This window comes from Massilia antarctica, from assembly GCF_015689335.1.
Classification (GTDB): domain Bacteria; phylum Pseudomonadota; class Gammaproteobacteria; order Burkholderiales; family Burkholderiaceae_D; genus Telluria_A; species Telluria_A antarctica.
This window is the reverse complement of sequence record NZ_CP065053.1, coordinates 2749882-2767321: the sequence shown is the minus strand read 5'-3', so window position 1 is coordinate 2767321 and position 17440 is coordinate 2749882. Positions and strand designations below refer to the sequence as shown.

Annotated in this window: 8 protein-coding genes, 2 tRNA genes and 3 rRNA genes; 2 read left to right on the top strand and 11 right to left on the bottom strand. The window is 58.7% G+C overall.

Annotated elements, in window-relative coordinates; all coding sequences use genetic code 11:
* The first annotated feature begins 33 nt into the window (after window positions 1-33).
* Together IV454_RS12465 and IV454_RS12460 are read left to right on the top strand one after the other, a co-directional pair.
* Entirely contained in the window at window positions 34-1434 is a 1401-nt protein-coding gene (locus tag IV454_RS12465) for a DUF2867 domain-containing protein (RefSeq protein ID WP_229522207.1), read from the top strand.
* A gap of 138 nt (window positions 1435-1572) precedes the next feature.
* Window positions 1573-1788, top strand: coding sequence for a DUF4287 domain-containing protein (locus IV454_RS12460; protein WP_206091701.1), 216 nt, complete (start codon window positions 1573-1575; stop codon window positions 1786-1788).
* On the opposite strand, the gene IV454_RS12455 is transcribed toward IV454_RS12460, so the two are convergent.
* From IV454_RS12455 to IV454_RS12405, 11 genes are all read right to left on the bottom strand, one after another.
* A complete protein-coding gene (locus IV454_RS12455; protein WP_206091700.1) occupies window positions 1769-2983 on the bottom strand; it encodes a DUF3322 domain-containing protein in 1215 nt (404 codons plus the stop codon). The two genes, IV454_RS12460 and IV454_RS12455, sit on opposite strands and share 20 nt — an antisense overlap.
* Window positions 2980-6369 (bottom strand): ATP-binding protein, encoded by a 3390-nt coding sequence (locus IV454_RS12450; protein ID WP_206091699.1) that lies wholly within the window; start codon window positions 6367-6369, stop codon window positions 2980-2982. The genes IV454_RS12455 and IV454_RS12450 overlap by 4 nt, the downstream gene beginning before the upstream one ends.
* Window positions 6366-6974, bottom strand: a complete 609-nt coding sequence (locus IV454_RS12445; protein ID WP_206091698.1) for a DUF4194 domain-containing protein — start codon at window positions 6972-6974, stop codon at window positions 6366-6368. Before IV454_RS12445 ends, IV454_RS12450 begins: the two co-directional genes overlap by 4 nt.
* Window positions 6971-8407: a DUF3375 domain-containing protein gene (locus IV454_RS12440; RefSeq protein WP_206091697.1), complete on the bottom strand. Its 1437-nt coding sequence runs from the start codon at window positions 8405-8407 to the stop codon at window positions 6971-6973. The genes IV454_RS12445 and IV454_RS12440 overlap by 4 nt, the downstream gene beginning before the upstream one ends.
* 230 nt (window positions 8408-8637) lie before the next feature.
* The gene (locus IV454_RS12435; protein WP_206091696.1) at window positions 8638-10788 is read right to left on the bottom strand and encodes a heparinase II/III domain-containing protein; all 2151 of its coding nucleotides are present in this window, start codon (window positions 10786-10788) and stop codon (window positions 8638-8640) included.
* A gap of 266 nt (window positions 10789-11054) precedes the next feature.
* Window positions 11055-11852, bottom strand: a complete 798-nt coding sequence (locus IV454_RS12430) for a PEP-CTERM sorting domain-containing protein (protein ID WP_206091695.1) — start codon at window positions 11850-11852, stop codon at window positions 11055-11057.
* Between the two features lie 145 nt (window positions 11853-11997).
* Window positions 11998-12110 (bottom strand): 5S ribosomal RNA (gene rrf, locus IV454_RS12425).
* Window positions 12111-12259: 149 nt separating this feature from the next.
* Window positions 12260-15132: ribosomal RNA gene (locus tag IV454_RS12420) — 23S ribosomal RNA — on the bottom strand.
* Window positions 15133-15375: 243 nt separating this feature from the next.
* Window positions 15376-15451, bottom strand: a tRNA-Ala gene (locus IV454_RS12415).
* Between the two features lie 22 nt (window positions 15452-15473).
* Window positions 15474-15550, bottom strand: a tRNA-Ile gene (locus tag IV454_RS12410).
* A 91-nt stretch (window positions 15551-15641) separates the two neighbouring features.
* Window positions 15642-17172, bottom strand: a 16S ribosomal RNA gene (locus tag IV454_RS12405).
* The 16S, 23S and 5S rRNA genes sit together here with 2 tRNA genes alongside, the layout of an rRNA operon.
* Window positions 17173-17440 lie beyond the last annotated feature (268 nt).

Genomic DNA, 17440 nt, shown 5'->3' with positions numbered 1-17440 from the left:
TGTGGACGTGCTATGTTGTCAATGATTAAGGTTGTGCAAACCTTTCCTTCGGTGCGGATTCCGTCCAGCTCGGGCGGCCTGCCGGTCGAAGTGTCGTTGATTGCGCAACTGGTGCACGGCTCGGGCAACCATTTGTTCGCCAGCGTATCGGCGCGGCAACAGCAGCACCAGGAATTCGTCGACGAGCTCGACGAACCGTCGGCCAAGCTGGGCGGCACTGATTTCGACAAGGGCGATCCCACTTCCCTGTATTCCTTCGTTGTCGGGCCGAAAGGTCACCCCTTCCACCGGCACGCGGGGCATCGCATCTTCACAGCCATTTCCGGCAGCGGCGGCGCGCAGCTGCGCTTTTCCAGCGCATCCACGGCGCAGATCGAGGAAGACCCGCAAAATTTCCTGCGCGCGCTTCAGTGCATCAATATTCCGCCAGACTGCATGTTCACGGTGCGCTTTGGCGGCGAGACCTGGCACCAGTTCGCGCCGCTCACGCGCAACAGCCCGCATCCGGTGTTTTTCGCGCTGTCCTGCCACACCAACGAGCTCGGCGGCGACTTGTCCGACGATCTGCGGCAACAGGTCATGGCAAACGAAGCCAGCATTCCCTCGCTGACCTCGCTTCTGCCGCAGGAAGTGGCCGATTTGCTCGATGCGGCAATGGCCAAGGGGCAAGTCGCGACCGTCGACCTGTCGCTCGAAGCACCGCCCGGCACCTTGCAACGCGCGATGTGCTACACGGCACGCGGCACCGTCGGCACGATTCTCGGCAAATGGGGCGCGTGGCGCCGCTCGAAGGGTTTCGTATCGCATCACGGCGACGGCACCGACGTGCACGAGCTCGACGCCACGCCGGCCGGGTCCTTGCTGCTCAAGCAATTCGAAAACACGCCGTTTCATCACGAGGATACATTCACCCTGACCATGCCGCTGGCCAGTTTCCAGGAAAGTAATGCAACGGCATTGCTTTCCCGGCTGCTCGATGGCTTCATGGAAAATCCGCCGCGCGGCGTGACGCGCATGATGGCGGTGCGCGGCGTGCTGGTGCGGCCGATGGGATTGCGGACCTCGTCGCTGGGCTGTCCGGTGTCGTCGCTGCTTTCGCCGGACAGGAGCCGGCTGTTTGCGAACCGTTTTCCGGTGCTGGACCAGTACACGGATGAACGCAATACGCGCGCGCAAGTGATACTGGGCGCGGACGACAAGCATTTGTCGTTCCGCTCCTGCGTGGCGGCGCGCATCGTCGCAGGCGGCCAGGTGGAGTTCAGCCTGGGTTCGCGGGTACACTGCAAGAACCTGTTCGGGCGCTTTTACATGGCGGCGATCGACCGTACGCACCGGACGTATGTGACGCCGACCATGCTGCGCATGGCGGTTGAGCATGCGATGGCATCCGTGCCGGCGTTCGCGATGGATGGTGCGGCGCTACCCGGACAGTGAGCGCGTCCGCTACGAAACGGCATCGCTTACAAAGAATTGTGATTTTTTCGGATCGCATGTCGATTCCGGCAGCACCCGCACGTCGTCTGCTTAGTGCGGCGACGAGCAATCAGGCCCGTTTGCCGGCGCCAACGGAGAATGACCATGAACGACAAGATAAAAGGCCCGGCTTCCTATTTTCCTGCCATTGAGGCGAAATATGGGCACCCGGTAGCGTATTGGTTCGGTCTTCTGGAATCGGCCAGCGCGATGAAGCATATGGAGATGGTCAACTGGCTCAAGGCGGACCATCAACTCGGGCATGGACACGCCAACGCCCTGGTGGCCTGGCATCTCAGCCGGGTGAAGCCGTAAGCATCGCGAGTGCGTGTTCGACCCACGCGTATGACAGGCGCTCCTGCTCCATGCGGATGCGCTCTCCGAAGACATCGTCGCGCAGGGCCTCGAACAGCGCCAGCTCGTCGCGCTGCAGGCGTGACGGCTGCCCGCCGAAGCGCTTGTCCCGGTCTTCGGCGCCCCACAGCGCGCGGTGCGCCATCAGGGTCGCGCTGTCCATCAGGATGGAACGCGCGTGCGGGATAGCGGCGCGCAAGCGGTCCAGGATGGCAAAGCCGTGGGTGTCGATATCGCCCCAGTAGACCACCTCGCGCGTGGTCAGCCAGTCCACGTCGGCCAGGCGCTCGACGCCGTAACCGCCGCCGAAAATGACCATCGCATCGGGCAGCGCAGGAAAGGCCAGTCCATTGATTTCGTTTTCCGTGATGAAGACGCGGCGAACATTGGTTTGCAGCGCCGCGAACTGCGCCAGCGGTACGGCGAGGTCGGACAAGCCGCCGATGGCGTGCGCCGGGTCGAGCACGCGAAAGCGCAGCAGCGCCGGTTTGCTCAGCAAGCCATAGCGGGCTTCAAACTGGCGCGCGCCGGTGGCTTTCGGATCGATGGCGCCGGCCGGCAGCACCAGGTCGAGTAATTCGGTCAGCAAGGCTTTGCGCGTTTCGATGAATTTGCTGTCGACACCAGCGATGTCGAGCTGGCGCAGGTATAGGCCCGGGCGCGGATGAGCGGCGAACCATTCCAGGATGGCGAGGATGCGCGCCCACGCCTCGCTTTGCTCTAGCACGACGAGCGCGCGCCGCGCCAGCCAGGCTGCCAGTTGCGGAAATGCGCTGACAGTGGCTGCGGCCATCTGGTCGAAATGGCGCGCCTCGGCCTGGCGCCCGATCAGGCGCAGCGCGTCGGTGTCGCTCTCGAATACCACGCTGCCGGGGACGCGGTTGCGTCCGAGCTGGCGGTGATTGATCTCGCGCCAGACGATCTGGTAGCCGTAGCCGCGCGCCGTCTTGCTGCCGGCGTCGAGCTCCTTGATCCATGCGCGCACCTCGTCGAAGCGTTCGCCGGTTTGCGCCACGGTCGGCTGGCGCAGGCGAAGTTCGAGCGGGAACAGGGATTCTCCTCGCACGCGCGCGGCGAGCAGGCGGCCATCGTCCCACAGGCGCTGCACCTGGGCGCGGATCGTGGCCGCGCTCGACCAGGTGGCCGCGGCGCTCATGCGGCACGCGCGCTGCGCTCGGCCTGATACTGTTCGATCGTCAGGTAGCGCAGCAGCGACTGGCGTCCTTCTTCGCTGTGCACGAAGCCCAGGCCGGACACGTAAGGTTCGATGATGTGGATTTTTTGCAGCGGCGTGACGATCAGCAGTTGCAGGTTCATGCGCTTGAACAGTTCCAGTCCGTAGCGCGCCGATTCATCGGAACCGCGCCCGAATGCCTCGTCGATGACTACGAAGCGGAAGGAGCGCGAGCGCACCACGCCCCACTCCAGGCCGAACTGGTATGCCAGGCTGGCCGCCAGCACGGTGTAGGCCAATTTCTCTTTCTGGCCGCCCGATTTGCCGCCGGCATCGGTGTAGTGTTCGTGCTCGCGGCCATCCTCGCGCCAGCGCTCGGAGGCCGAGAATACGAACCAGTTGCGCACATCGGTGACCTTGCGCGTCCAGCGCTTGTCCATCTCGGCACTGCCTTCGCGGCCGCGAAAGCGTTCGATGATACGTTTGACCTGCAGGAATTTCGCCTCCGAATATTCTTCGTCGGCCGATCCGGTCAGCGCGCCTTCGGTACAGCTGCGCAGGTCTTGCTGGAAGTCGCGCAGGTCGGCGTCGATGTTGTTCTCCGCTTCGAGCGCGATGTAGCGGTTCGGGTTGTAGTCGATCTGGTGCAGCGAACTGTTGATCGTGTCGATGCGCTCGCGGATGGTTTCGCGTTCGCGCTTGAGTTGCGACTGGAAGCCGGCGATCTCGCGAATGGTGTTTTCGTTGAGGAGTTCCTTGAAGCGCCCGGCGAAGCGCGGCAGGTCGTCCGCCTGCAGCACCGCCAGCATCTTGCGGAACTCGGCGGCGGCGTCGATACTCACGTCGACCTCGCGCGCGTCCAGCGGCCAGGCCTGCGTGTAGTTTTGCATGGCGCGGATGATGGCGTCGCGCAGGCGGCTGATTTTCTTCTCTTCCGCATCGATCCGGTTTTGCAGTTCCTGGCGCAGCTCCTTTTCGCGGTTCTCGCACGATTCGACCGTGAGCGTATGCTCGCCCAGCACCTCGGCGCGCAGCGCATCGAGCCGCGGAAAGTACATGGCGCGCGATTGCTCTGGCGTCGCATCGAGCAGGGTGGCGCAGTCGTCCAGGGCGGCGCCGGCTACCTCCAGCTTTTCGGCGGTCTTGGCGTGCTCGATGGTGGCGCTGTGCGCCTGTGCTTCCGTGTCGGCCTGGGCCAAGGTCAGCTCGGCGAGCTGCTGCTGCAAGGTGCGCAGGATGTCGGACGATGCGGCCAACGCTTCCTGTTCGCGTTCGAGCGCATCGATAGCGGAGAGCAGCGGCTTCCAATCGAGGTCGCTGAAGTCCGAGAACATGGTCAGCTTGCCCCAGTTATCCAGCAGCGCTTCCTGGCGGGCGATATCGGCCCTGACCGACTGGATTTTGGCGGCATGCGCCTGTATGCGCGTGGAGAGGTCGCGCTCCTGCTTCGCCAGCGCGGCGATCTTGCCCTGGTTCGACCATCCCAGCACGTAGCGCGAACGGTCGTCGATCCGGTGGCGGTCATCCTTTTCGTGGCGCTCGCCGCCGGCCTTGATCTGGCCGTTGCGGGTGATGGCGCGCTTTTCGCGGCGGAACTGGTCGAGCGTGTCGCAGCAGGCGTGGTCGTAGCGGCGCGCCAGTTCGGCGTCGATCCAGCCGTAGAACGGCGAATCGGGCTTGATGGCGAGCTTGCGCGCCAATGCGTCGGGGTGCAGGCCGTGGTGGTCGGCGCTGACATTGGCGCGCACGCGGAAGTAGACCAGGCGGTTGCCGAGGTTGGTGGAATCGACCCAGGCCGCAACCTGTCCGTAGTGCGTTTCCGGCACCAGCAGCGACAGGCCGAAGCTGTGCAGCATGCGTTCGGCGGCGCCTTCCCATGCGCGCTCCTCTTCGCGCACCTGGATCAACTCGCCGATAAACGGCAACTCTTCCGGCGCGATGCGCAGCGCGTCGCACAAGGCGGCCCGCACCGCCAGCATCTGGCTGGTGATGTTGGAGCGGCGCTGGCGCAGCGAATCGAGTTCGGTGGTGATGGCGCCATGCTGGTCGCGCAGTTCGTGCAGGCTCACGCCCGCCATCATCAACTGGTTTTGCGCGTCGTCGCGGCGCGCGGTGCAGCCGGCTTTGCCATCGTCGATGGCGCGCCGGTTGGCGTCGAACATGCTCGCCTCGGCCGCGCCGGGCAAGCCAACCGCCGCCGCCAGCGCGTCGTACTGGTTCGAGCGGCGCGAGCGTTCCTCGCGCGTAGTTTGCAGGCGCGCGATCTCGGCGCGGATTTGCTCGATGCGGTTGCCGCCGTTGGCCGCGATGGCCTGGGTCATGTCGTCGCGCCGCAGCATCTGGCTGCGTTTCTCTTCCTGCAGGCGGACCAGGTGACCGGCCAGTTTGTCGAGCTCCGATTGCAGAATGCCGATGCGTTTTTCCAGCAGCTCGCCTTTCAGGTGCGCGAACCACGGGCGTAGCGCTTCGCGGCAGCCGCGCAGCTGGACCACCTGTTCCTGCAGCGTCTCGTGACGGTCGCAGTCGTCCACCAGGGGCGTGAGCTGGTCGATCTGCAGCTTGGCCTTGAGCACCGCTTCGTGCGCGCGATTGAGGTCGTCGAAGTGGGCGATCAGGGCGGCGATGCGGGCTTCGACGGGAAACGCTTCGAGCATGTGGTCGCGCACGAAGTCGGTGAGATTGCCGACCGACTTCATCGATACGGTCTGGTGGAACAGGTCCATCGCCTGTTCGCTGGCGATACCGAAGCGGCGCCGGAAGTCGGCGCCGTACGGCGGGAAGCTGTCGTGCAGGGTGACGCCTGCCAGCGCGCGCAGGCGTTTGCGCAGCTGCGCGATATCGGTGCCGAAGCCGGCGAAGTGCTCGGCCACCGACAGCGCGCCATCGGCGACAACGTAGAAGCGTTCGGGCTGGCCGTGCGGGTTCTTGAACCAGAACACCTGCGCCAGGGTGACGGTCTGCTCGAAGCCTTCGTTGTGGAAGACGCCGAGGATCACCGAGTAGCTGTTGTGATCGCGCAGGGCCACGGCGCGCGCGGCCAGGCCGCTGTCGCCGCGCTCGGACTTGTAGTTACCCATGACGTAGGTGCGCAGGCTGCGTTCGCGCGCATCGGCGCCGGCCGCCTTGTTGTAGGCGATCTTCTGGGCCGGTACCAGCAGTGTCGTGATGGCGTCGACCAGGGTCGATTTTCCGGAGCCGATGTCGCCGGTAAGCAGCATATTGTCGCCGCCCGGGTGCAGCCGCCAGACTCTTTCGTGGAAGGTGCCCCAGTTGAATACCTCGAAGTGCTGGAGGCGGAAGCCCGCGCGCTCGAGTGCCGGGTCGCCATCATCGGCCGCGGGAATATCGGCCACGGGAGCCTGAGTCATGCTTCCTCCTCGCCGCTGGCGGCGTGGGTGGCGTAGCCCGAGAGGCGCTGTTCGAAGTCGGCCAGCCATTGGGCATCCACGAACGCCTTGAGGATGCGGCGCACTTCGAACTGGTTGTCCTGCCCGCGCAGCCGGTGCAAAAAGCCGAGTTCCACGACCTTGTTCAGGTGCGCGTCCATGCGGTCGAGCAGGCGCGCTTCGTTGCCGGTCTGCGGCAGGAACAGGCGCACCTGTTCGGCGATCTGGTCGCGGTCGATGACGAGGCGCGTGTCGCCGCCGGTGGCGTCGAATTCGGCCAGCTTCTTGCGCAGCAGGGCCAGGATCAGGCTGACCGGGTAACTGAGCTGGCGCCGCTGGATCAGGCGTGGCAGTTCCGGCTCGCCCACCACGGCGGGGCGCTGGCGCAGGTAGGCGTAGCCTTCGGCCTCGTCGAGAATGAGTTCGAGGCCGATCGTGGCGCCGTAGTCGCGCACGCGCGCCTGCAGGTCCATCAGCGGCTGCCACAGGGCGCTGTCGGTGTCGCGGTACAGCACGCCCTGGAACAGCGCTACCAGCAGTTGGCCGAGGCGGTTTTGATCGTTGAGCGTGGTCGGTTCAGGGTTCATGCGGCGTAAATGATAAGGGGAAGCGTGGCCTGGCGCCGGCGGCCATTGTCGTCGGTCCAGTCGACCGTTTCGGTCTGGGTGTCATCGATGGCGGCGTGCATGTCCTGGGTGGCCAGTTTGAGGTAGGTAGCCAGTTCGGCCAGGCCCTGCTCGATCGGATACTCGCGCGCCAGGGTGCCGAGCGAGACTTGCTGGCGGGTCTGGAGGGCACGCCGGATGTTCGACATGAGGCGCAGCTGGTCCACGTAGATCTGTTCGAACAGCGCGTCCGATGCGATGTCGACGCCGTCGTCGCTGACGATCTGCTGCGTGATCTTCGGCTTGAAGGGCGGATTGTACAGGGTGCGGTCCATGGCCAGGGCGACCGTGGGCGCGGCGTCGTCGATCTCCATGAAGGCGCGTTCGTCGATCTGGCCGCGCAGGGCCAGCGCTTTCTGTTCGATGTCGCGGATCAGTTGCATGATGCGGCGGTTTTCCAGCCAGGCCTGGTCGTCCAGGTAGCGCCGCAGCTGTTCGGACAGGCGCGCGACGGTACGCTGGGTGACTTCGCCCGCTTCCAGCCAGTCGTAGTGGATGCGTTGCAGGCGGCCGTCGGGCTGGAGTTCGCGCACGGGGCCGAGTTTGAGCACGGCGTCGAGCAGGCTTGTCAGTTCATCCTGGCGCGAGGGCGACATCAACAAGTCCCAGAAGGCGCGGAAGCTGCGGCCTTCGTCGGTGTCGGCGATCAGGTCGCGCTGGCCGAAAATGGCTTGCAGCAGCTCGCCCTTGCTGCCATCCCAGGTGGCGATGTGTTCGCGCACCTGGCGGTCGAGCGTGCGGAAGTTGGTGTCGACCGCGCGGAAGTCCGACAACAGGTCGCGCGCGGTGGCGGCCATTTGCAGGAAGCGTTCGCGCACCTGGGTCGGATCCATCAAGGCGAATCTGCCGGCGCCGATGTCGGCGATTTCGGCGTCGATGTCCGCCTTGCGGCGTTTGAGTTCGGCGATGCGGGCACGCGGATCGAGTTCGCTGCCGTCGACGATCTGGTGCAGCAGGTCGAATACGGTCATCAGGCGCGATTCGGTGCCGATGAAGGTGCGCTGGCCGAGGTTCTTGAGCCATTCGAGCGCCTGTTCAGTGGCCGATGCGAGATCGTAGTGGGCTTCGTCGTCGCCAGGCGGATAGTATTTGCGCAGCCAGCCGCGTTCATCGGAGGCCCAGTCATCGAGGTAGGCGGTGGCGGCCTTGGGGAACAGGATTTCGCCGGCACTTTCGTGGAGATGGTACAGGTGGTCGTCCAGCTGCGAGGCTAGGTGCTGGCGGCCGATGGTGCGCTGGTTGGGCGCGATAAAACTCGCGTGCAGGAAGCTCGCAATCATCGCGGCATTGTCGGCGGCGAGCAGGCGCCATGCGGGGTGCGTGCGCCGCTGCGTGATGAGTTGCTGGTAGTCCATCGTTCCGGGATGTGGTTCGGCGTGACCGACACTCTACCACCGAAGGCTGTCGCCTACAGCGTCAGCATCCGACCGTCCCCAGCTTCCAGCGCGAGGCAGGGCCCCGGCGGCGATCGGACCTGCCATGTCGCCTTCGATGATCGCCGGCGGCACAGGGGCAGCAGTGACGCTGTCGCAGGCGCGACAGTTCGGATAACCGGGACCACGTCGTGACCCCGGCAAGGCCCACTTTATTGCACTGTTACGACGCCGTTGCTCAACACCACCTTGGCGCCTGGCAAGGTCACCGTGGCGTTGGCCGAATCGGTTACCGAGATCGTGTACGGCGTGCTCGCTTCGATTGCCGGGCAGTCGAGGCGATACACCGACACGAACATCCCTTTGGTATTGGCCGTTTGGTAAACGTAGCGGCTCCACCAGTGATCATGACGTATCGGCTTGCCGTCCTGCGGAGTTGCGTTCGCAGGATAGCCCAGTGCCGGCGTCTCGCGAGCGATCGGACCGGCGGACTTGACTTGCACGCACATGCGCACGCCATCGATGGTGACCACATCTTCGTTGGACGTACTGTTGAGTTTAGGTTCGACCACGGTATGCAGGTTGTATTCCCACTTCTTGGCGGCGCTTTCGAGCTGATCGTAGACGACGACAGTCGATGGGCGGATAAACACGAGCGTACGCAAAGCCTTCTTCAGGTTCAGTACACCATTGGTCTTGCCATAAGCTTCCGAGGCATCGCCGGTCACCAGATCATACTGAACGGTTCCCTTGGTCAGCGGCTGGCCCCAGGAAACGCCATCATTGGCACTCAGCAGTTTGCCTTTTGCCTTATCCGAGCCGTAAACATCACCCAGTTCCTGCCCGATGCCTTGGTCGTATGTGATCGCGTTATGCGCCTTGGTGGTCTTCGAATAGTTAATACGATGCGCATGCCCGTAATCGGCATTCACACCACTATCCGACGCAAATACTTTGCCCTTGTGATAGATGACAAAGCTGTTCTGATCAGCATGCGCGTGGTTTTCGGAACCAAACGGGCCGCTTTTGAAAAACACCGAGGTGCGATTCGGATCGCTCAGGCTACTGTGCATCGCGCCGATACCGACGGAGGGGAACCAGTAGCGCAGGTAGGGCGTCGGTTCGGCCACCACCGTGCTGTCTTCGCTCGGGCTGAGCAGGAAGTCGAGCCGCTGGATATCGCCGTATTTCGGGCTGGCGTATTGCGCATTCGCCGGGGAGTTAAGGCGGATATTGTTCAGGTAAGTGTTCTTGAACCATCGGCTCACCTGGGACGAGGCCGAACGGCTGAAAATAGCGCGCAGAAAGCGTGCCCGTTCTTCGGTCCGGTCGACCTCTGCGCCGTCGCCAAATGCACCTTCCGGCGATTCAGGCGGGAGAGTAAACAGCTCGAAGTTTGGCAGATATTTGACGAAATCCCTTTTTTCGTAAGGCGAATAGCCAAGCACCCGATCGAACACGTCCCACATCGGCAGGTACGGAGCGGTATCAAATAGCGAATAAGCGGACGAATTCGCGTAACCACCGTCGTTGCCGCCGAACATATGCAGCCTGCCGACGTACGCTTTGGTCATGGCGGGCAGATAGTCAAACGCCGGCTTGATGTCGTCTTTGACAAATTCCGCATCGTTATGGACCAGGAGCATACCGGCCGCGAATTTCGCCAGTGTGTTCGATTCCATATTTTGATAGGTGTTGGGCGTGTTCACGCTCGCTAACGTCGATGGTGCAGCGACCGCTACGCATTTAGCGATCACGTCGGCGATTTTTTTCTTATAGACATCGGTTAAACCTTGCTGCGCGAAGTCATACGCCAGGCCGAAATACCAGACATATTCGCGCCGATAGTAATTGGTGTCTCCTATGCTGATTGCCGTCCCGTTCACCGGATATTCCCTGCAACCACGGTCGATAATTGGCTGCGCTAACACATCGAGCCGTTTGGTCACTTCCGCCAGGTAAGTCGGATCGCCTTCGACGTAGTAGGCGTACGCCGCCTCGGCTGTCGCTTCGACCTGCCGGGAAATCTCGTTCCAGGTGGTGCTGTCGATGTTCCCGACTTTAAATGAGTCGAGCTGGGTGACGTACACGGTCTTGAGCTTTTCGACCGAGTATCGGCCATCCCCCGTTGCGCTCTTCGGGCCGCCGGAAAACACGCGAATGACGTTGTTTAACGCGTATTTGCCTTCGTCCGTATTGATCGCTTTGTTGACGATCCCCTTGAACTCAGTCGATCCGTTGAGAAAACGGGGATGTGGCTTGGTGGTGCTGTTGACCTCGCTGAGCTTGCTGATTGCCGTGTCGAGTTCGGCATCGGTGGCTTGTACGCTGCCGATGCAGCCTAAGGTTAAAAGGAGTGTCAAGGGGACGGTTGTGCGTGGATATCTGAGCATGTTGTACCAGGGTGATGGGATGGAGCGCGGCAGGCGGCGCCAATGGATTCGGCCGCGCGCAAAAATTGTCTGATAACATTGCGATAATTAAATCGCCGCAATGTTATCAGAAATTTATCGTGATCGAAAATTTATTAGCGTGGTACACGGTTGAGTTCGCCGTGCACCTGCCAAGCGGGTCAATAAATATGCCGCTAAGAAACGAAATCGCGTGGGGAAGCAGGTAATCTCGTCTTTTATCGCCTCGTCCGACTGCCGCGGCGGCTGGCGAAACCGGCAATGCCGAGTCCGGCAAGAAGCATCATCCAGGAAGACGGTTCTGGCACCGGCGAGGTCGTGTTGAAGACGCTACTCATCGCGTCAGCAATCCAGGCATTGGTGGTGCTGTAGGTGTGGCTGTTCGATACTGTGAGTTCAAGCCGCGTCAGAAAGGTTGGCCCGGACGTTGCATACCAGTTTTCGCCGGCCCATGTGTCCTCCTCTTTGCCTCCGATATCAGATCGTGCCCCCAAGCCGACTTGTGAAAAATTATGGTATGCACCTGGCGTTCCACCGCCGCTAACGTCGGCGGAAAAAATAACGGCAGTATTGGGCGTCAATATGAAAGGCATCCAGCCTGTCGCCGCTTCTGCGTCCCAGCGCCAGGGCTCTTTCGTACCCGGCGCCTCCGGCGCGGACGTCAGCGATGTGTGCAGCGTGAGGTTTTTCCCAAATTCGCCAGTGACGCTGGCCGATCCACCGCCGTGCAAGGTGGCCTTGCTCACGGAGACAGGGTCGAGCGGTCCGGTTCCATCTACGATTACACCATCGTGAGTTTGTAGATTGCCGCCGCGCACAGACGCCACGGAATTGGGGTATGGCAATTCAGATACAAGGACTTGCCAGCTCAGCGATGACGCAACCCCATCGTTCGGATTCAGATCAATCAACTGATATGAAAAATTGGACATGGTGACCGTAGCCGTCATCTGGGCGCTTGCCGCGCCAGAGACGAGAACACAGATGAGCCCGAACATACGAGTTTGCTTCAACATCGCGCCTCCTGGAAATTAATTAGGAGGCAATTTTACGTTAAAAGCCACATACAATGCGGGCGTTGTAGCGTGCGCGTTTTAAAAGGTACAGACGAAAAAAAACCCCATCGGCACAAAGGCCAACGGGGTTTCTCTCTTATAACTAGCCTGACGATAACCTACTTTCACACTGGTTGCAGCACTATCATCGGCGTAAAATCGTTTCACGGTCCTGTTCGGGATGGGAAGGGGTGGTACCGATTTACTATGGTCATCAGGCATAACTTGTAAAGCTTGGTGCTCCCGATCGGGCAGCACTAGCTTGAATCTGGAAGAAGTATCGTTTTATTGTATTACTTTGGGTAGTGACTGTGCATATCGCACAAAACACAACGCGCATTTCTTATCTCTGCACCTGCTAAGGTTATAGGGACAAGCCGTACGGGCAATTAGTATCAGTTAGCTTAATGCATTACTGCACTTCCACACCTGACCTATCAACGTCCTGGTCTCGAACGACCCTTTAAAGAGCTCAAGGCTCTGGGAAATCTCATCTCAAGGCAAGTTTCCCGCTTAGATGCTTTCAGCGGTTATCTCTTCCAGACTTAGCTACCCGGCAATGCCACTGGCGTGACAACCGGTACACCAGAGGTCTGTCCACTCCGGTCCTCTCGTACTAGGAGCAGCCCCCTTCAAATTTCCAACGCCCACGGCAGATAGGGACCAAACTGTCTCACGACGTTTTAAACCCAGCTCACGTACCACTTTAAATGGCGAACAGCCATACCCTTGGGACCGGCTACAGCCCCAGGATGTGATGAGCCGACATCGAGGTGCCAAACTCCCCCGTCGATATGAACTCTTGGGAGGAATCAGCCTGTTATCCCCAGAGTACCTTTTATCCGTTGAGCGATGGCCCTTCCATACAGAACCACCGGATCACTATGTCCTACTTTCGTACCTGCTCGACTTGTCAGTCTCGCAGTTAAGCACGCTTATGCCATTGCACTATCAACACGATGTCCGACCGTATCTAGCGTACCTTCGAACTCCTCCGTTACACTTTAGGAGGAGACCGCCCCAGTCAAACTGCCTACCATGCACTGTCCCCGATCCGGATAACGGACCAAGGTTAGAACCTCAAACAAACCAGGGTGGTATTTCAAGGATGGCTCCACGAAGACTGGCGTCCCCGCTTCAAAGCCTCCCACCTATCCTACACAGATTGGTTCAAAGTCCAATGCAAAGCTACAGTAAAGGTTCATGGGGTCTTTCCGTCTAGCCGCGGGTAGATTGCATCATCACAAACATTTCAACTTCGCTGAGTCTCGGGAGGAGACAGTGTGGCCATCGTTACGCCATTCGTGCAGGTCGGAACTTACCCGACAAGGAATTTCGCTACCTTAGGACCGTTATAGTTACGGCCGCCGTTTACTGGGACTTCAATCAAGAGCTTGCACCCCATCATTTAATCTTCCAGCACCGGGCAGGCGTCACACCCTATACGTCCACTTTCGTGTTTGCAGAGTGCTGTGTTTTTATTAAACAGTCGCAGCCACCAGTTTATTGCAACCCTTTCACCCTTCTGGAGTAAACCAGTCAAGCTACCGGGGCGTACCTTTTCCCGAAGTTACGGTACCAATTTGCCGAGTTCCTTCTCCCGAGTTCTCTCAAGCGCCTTAGAATACTCATCTCGCCCACCTGTGTCGGTTTGCGGTACGGTCTCGTATGACTGAAGCTTAGAGGCTTTTCTTGGAACCACTTCCGATTGCTTCAGAACCTAAGTTCCTCGTCTCAACCCCTTGAATTACGTGCCCGGATTTGCCTAAGCACCTTCTATGAGTCAAAAACCAACACTTCCAACCGTTGGACAACCTTCCGCGATCCGTCCCCCCATCGCATCATACGACGGTGCAGGAATATTAACCTGCTTCCCATCAGCTACGCATCTCTGCCTCGCCTTAGGGGCCGACTCACCCTGCTCCGATGAACGTTGAACAGGAAACCTTGGGCTTACGGCGTGGGAGCTTTTCACTCCCATTATCGCTACTCATGTCAGCATTCGCACTTCTGATACCTCCAGCATCCTTTACAAGACACCTTCGCAGGCTTACAGAACGCTCTCCTACCATATCCTTGCGGATATCCGCAGCTTCGGTGACTGGCTTAGCCCCGTTACATCTTCCGCGCAGGACGACTCGATCAGTGAGCTATTACGCTTTCTTTAAATGATGGCTGCTTCTAAGCCAACATCCTGACTGTTTTAGCCTTCCCACTTCGTTTTCCACTTAGCCAATCTTTGGGACCTTAGCTGGCGGTCTGGGTTGTTTCCCTCTTGACGCCGGACGTTAGCACCCGACGTCTGTCTCCCAAGCTCGCACTCATCGGTATTCGGAGTTTGCAATGGTTTGGTAATTCGCAATGAACCCCTAGCCATAACAGTGCTCTACCCCCGATGGTGATACTTGAGGCACTACCTAAATAGTTTTCGGAGAGAACCAGCTATTTCCAAGTTTGTTTAGCCTTTCACCCCTACCCACAGCTCATCCCCTAATTTTTCAACATTAGTGGGTTCGGACCTCCAGGGCGTGTTACCGCACCTTCATCCTGGCCATGAGTAGATCACTTGGTTTCGGGTCTACACCCAGCGACTGTCGCCCTATTCGGACTCGATTTCTCTACGGCTTCCCTATACGGTTAACCTTGCCACTGAATGTAAGTCGCTGACCCATTATACAAAAGGTACGCAGTCACGGAACAAGTCCGCTCCTACTGTTTGTATGCACACGGTTTCAGGATCTATTTCACTCCCCTTCCGGGGTTCTTTTCGCCTTTCCCTCACGGTACTGGTTCACTATCGGTCGATTACGAGTATTTAGCCTTGGAGGATGGTCCCCCCATATTCAGACAGGATTTCTCGTGTCCCGCCCTACTTGTCGCACGCTTAGTTCCACACATCGAATTTCGTATAAGGGGCTATCACCCTCTATGGCACCAATTTCCAGTGGTTTCTACTATCCGTCATGCTAAAACGTGCAGGCTCATCCCATTTCGCTCGCCACTACTTTGGGAATCTCGGTTGATTTATTTTCCTGCAGCTACTTAGATGTTTCAGTTCGCCGCGTTCGCTTTGCATACCTATGTATTCAGTATGCAATGACCTAAAAGGCCGGGTTTCCCCATTCGGAAATCTGCGGATCAAAGCTTGTTTGCTAGCTCCCCGCAGCTTATCGCAAGCTACTACGTCCTTCATCGCCTGTAATCGCCAAGGCATCCACCATGTGCACTTATTCGCTTGTCCCTATAACGTTAGCCTCTGATCTTGACGATCAAAGAGCGTTACAGAGATAAGAAAGTACAGCGTTGTTGCTTTGTTTTGATACATACAATCACTACCCATCGAAACGCCTGTCGGCGATTCGATTAAAACTTTACTTCTTCCAGATTGTTAAAGAACGAAACAGCTTTTAATCTCTAAAAGACCAAACCTAAACCCAGGCGCCGATGCGCTGACTTACGTTTGTACTTTCAAAGTTAAGTAGAGTGGTGGAGGATGACGGGATCGAACCGACGACCCCCTGCTTGCAAAGCAGGTGCTCTCCCAGCTGAGCTAATCCCCCAAGGTATATCTAAAGACATAACTGGTAGGGCTGGTTGGACTCGAACCAACGACCCCCGCGTTATCAACACGGTGCTCTAACCAGCTGAGCTACAGCCCCGACTTGGACACTGCTACTGTTTCTTCTAAATTCAACAGTCGATAAGAGTGGACGCTTAATGAACTGACTCTATAGTCAGGTGCAACTCTAGAAAGGAGGTGATCCAGCCGCACCTTCCGATACGGCTACCTTGTTACGACTTCACCCCAGTCACGAATCCTACCGTGGTAAGCGCCCCCCTTGCGGTTAAGCTACCTACTTCTGGTAAAACCCGCTCCCATGGTGTGACGGGCGGTGTGTACAAGACCCGGGAACGTATTCACCGCGACATGCTGATCCGCGATTACTAGCGATTCCAACTTCATGTAGTCGAGTTGCAGACTACAATCCGGACTACGATACACTTTCTGGGATTAGCTCCCCCTCGCGGGTTGGCGGCCCTCTGTATGTACCATTGTATGACGTGTGAAGCCCTACCCATAAGGGCCATGAGGACTTGACGTCATCCCCACCTTCCTCCGGTTTGTCACCGGCAGTCTCATTAGAGTGCTCTTTCGTAGCAACTAATGACAAGGGTTGCGCTCGTTGCGGGACTTAACCCAACATCTCACGACACGAGCTGACGACAGCCATGCAGCACCTGTGTTACGGTTCTCTTTCGAGCACACCTCGATCTCTCGTGGCTTCCGTACATGTCAAGGGTAGGTAAGGTTTTTCGCGTTGCATCGAATTAATCCACATCATCCACCGCTTGTGCGGGTCCCCGTCAATTCCTTTGAGTTTTAATCTTGCGACCGTACTCCCCAGGCGGTCTACTTCACGCGTTAGCTGCGTTACCAAGTTAATTAAAACCCGACAACTAGTAGACATCGTTTAGGGCGTGGACTACCAGGGTATCTAATCCTGTTTGCTCCCCACGCTTTCGTGCATGAGCGTCAATCTTGACCCAGGGGGCTGCCTTCGCCATCGGTGTTCCTCCACATCTCTACGCATTTCACTGCTACACGTGGAATTCTACCCCCCTCTGCCAGATTCTAGCCTTGCAGTCTCCATCGCAATTCCCAGGTTGAGCCCGGGGATTTCACGACAGACTTACAAAACCGCCTGCGCACGCTTTACGCCCAGTAATTCCGATTAACGCTTGCACCCTACGTATTACCGCGGCTGCTGGCACGTAGTTAGCCGGTGCTTATTCTTCAGGTACCGTCATTAGCAAGGGATATTAGCCCTCACCGTTTCTTCCCTGACAAAAGAGCTTTACAACCCGAAGGCCTTCTTCACTCACGCGGCATTGCTGGATCAGGCTTTCGCCCATTGTCCAAAATTCCCCACTGCTGCCTCCCGTAGGAGTCTGGACCGTGTCTCAGTTCCAGTGTGGCTGGTCGTCCTCTCAGACCAGCTACTGATCGATGCCTTGGTAGGCCTTTACCCCACCAACTAGCTAATCAGATATCGGCCGCTCCAGGAGCATGAGGTTCTTGCGAATCCCCCACTTTCATCCTTAGATCGTATGCGGTATTAGCGTAACTTTCGCTACGTTATCCCCCACTCCAGGGTACGTTCCGATATATTACTCACCCGTTCGCCACTCGCCGCCAGGTTGCCCCGCGCTGCCGTTCGACTTGCATGTGTAAGGCATGCCGCCAGCGTTCAATCTGAGCCAGGATCAAACTCTTCAGTTCAATCTCTGTTTAATGTCCTTGCGGACAGATCGCTCACTCAAAATACTGACAGGCCACTTCTTGCGAAGCGCCTATATTTCTTCTTTGTGAACATTTGATAATTTAAGTATTCAACGTCGCTTACGCTTCGTTGGCACCTTCATCAAACGCCCACACTTATCGACTGTTAATTGTTAAAGAACTTATTCTGCACTACTTCTGCCGTTTGCTACGAAGCGTTGTGTTCGTTGCAGCAGAGAGGTGAGATTATGCAGCGTTTCGCGTTTCT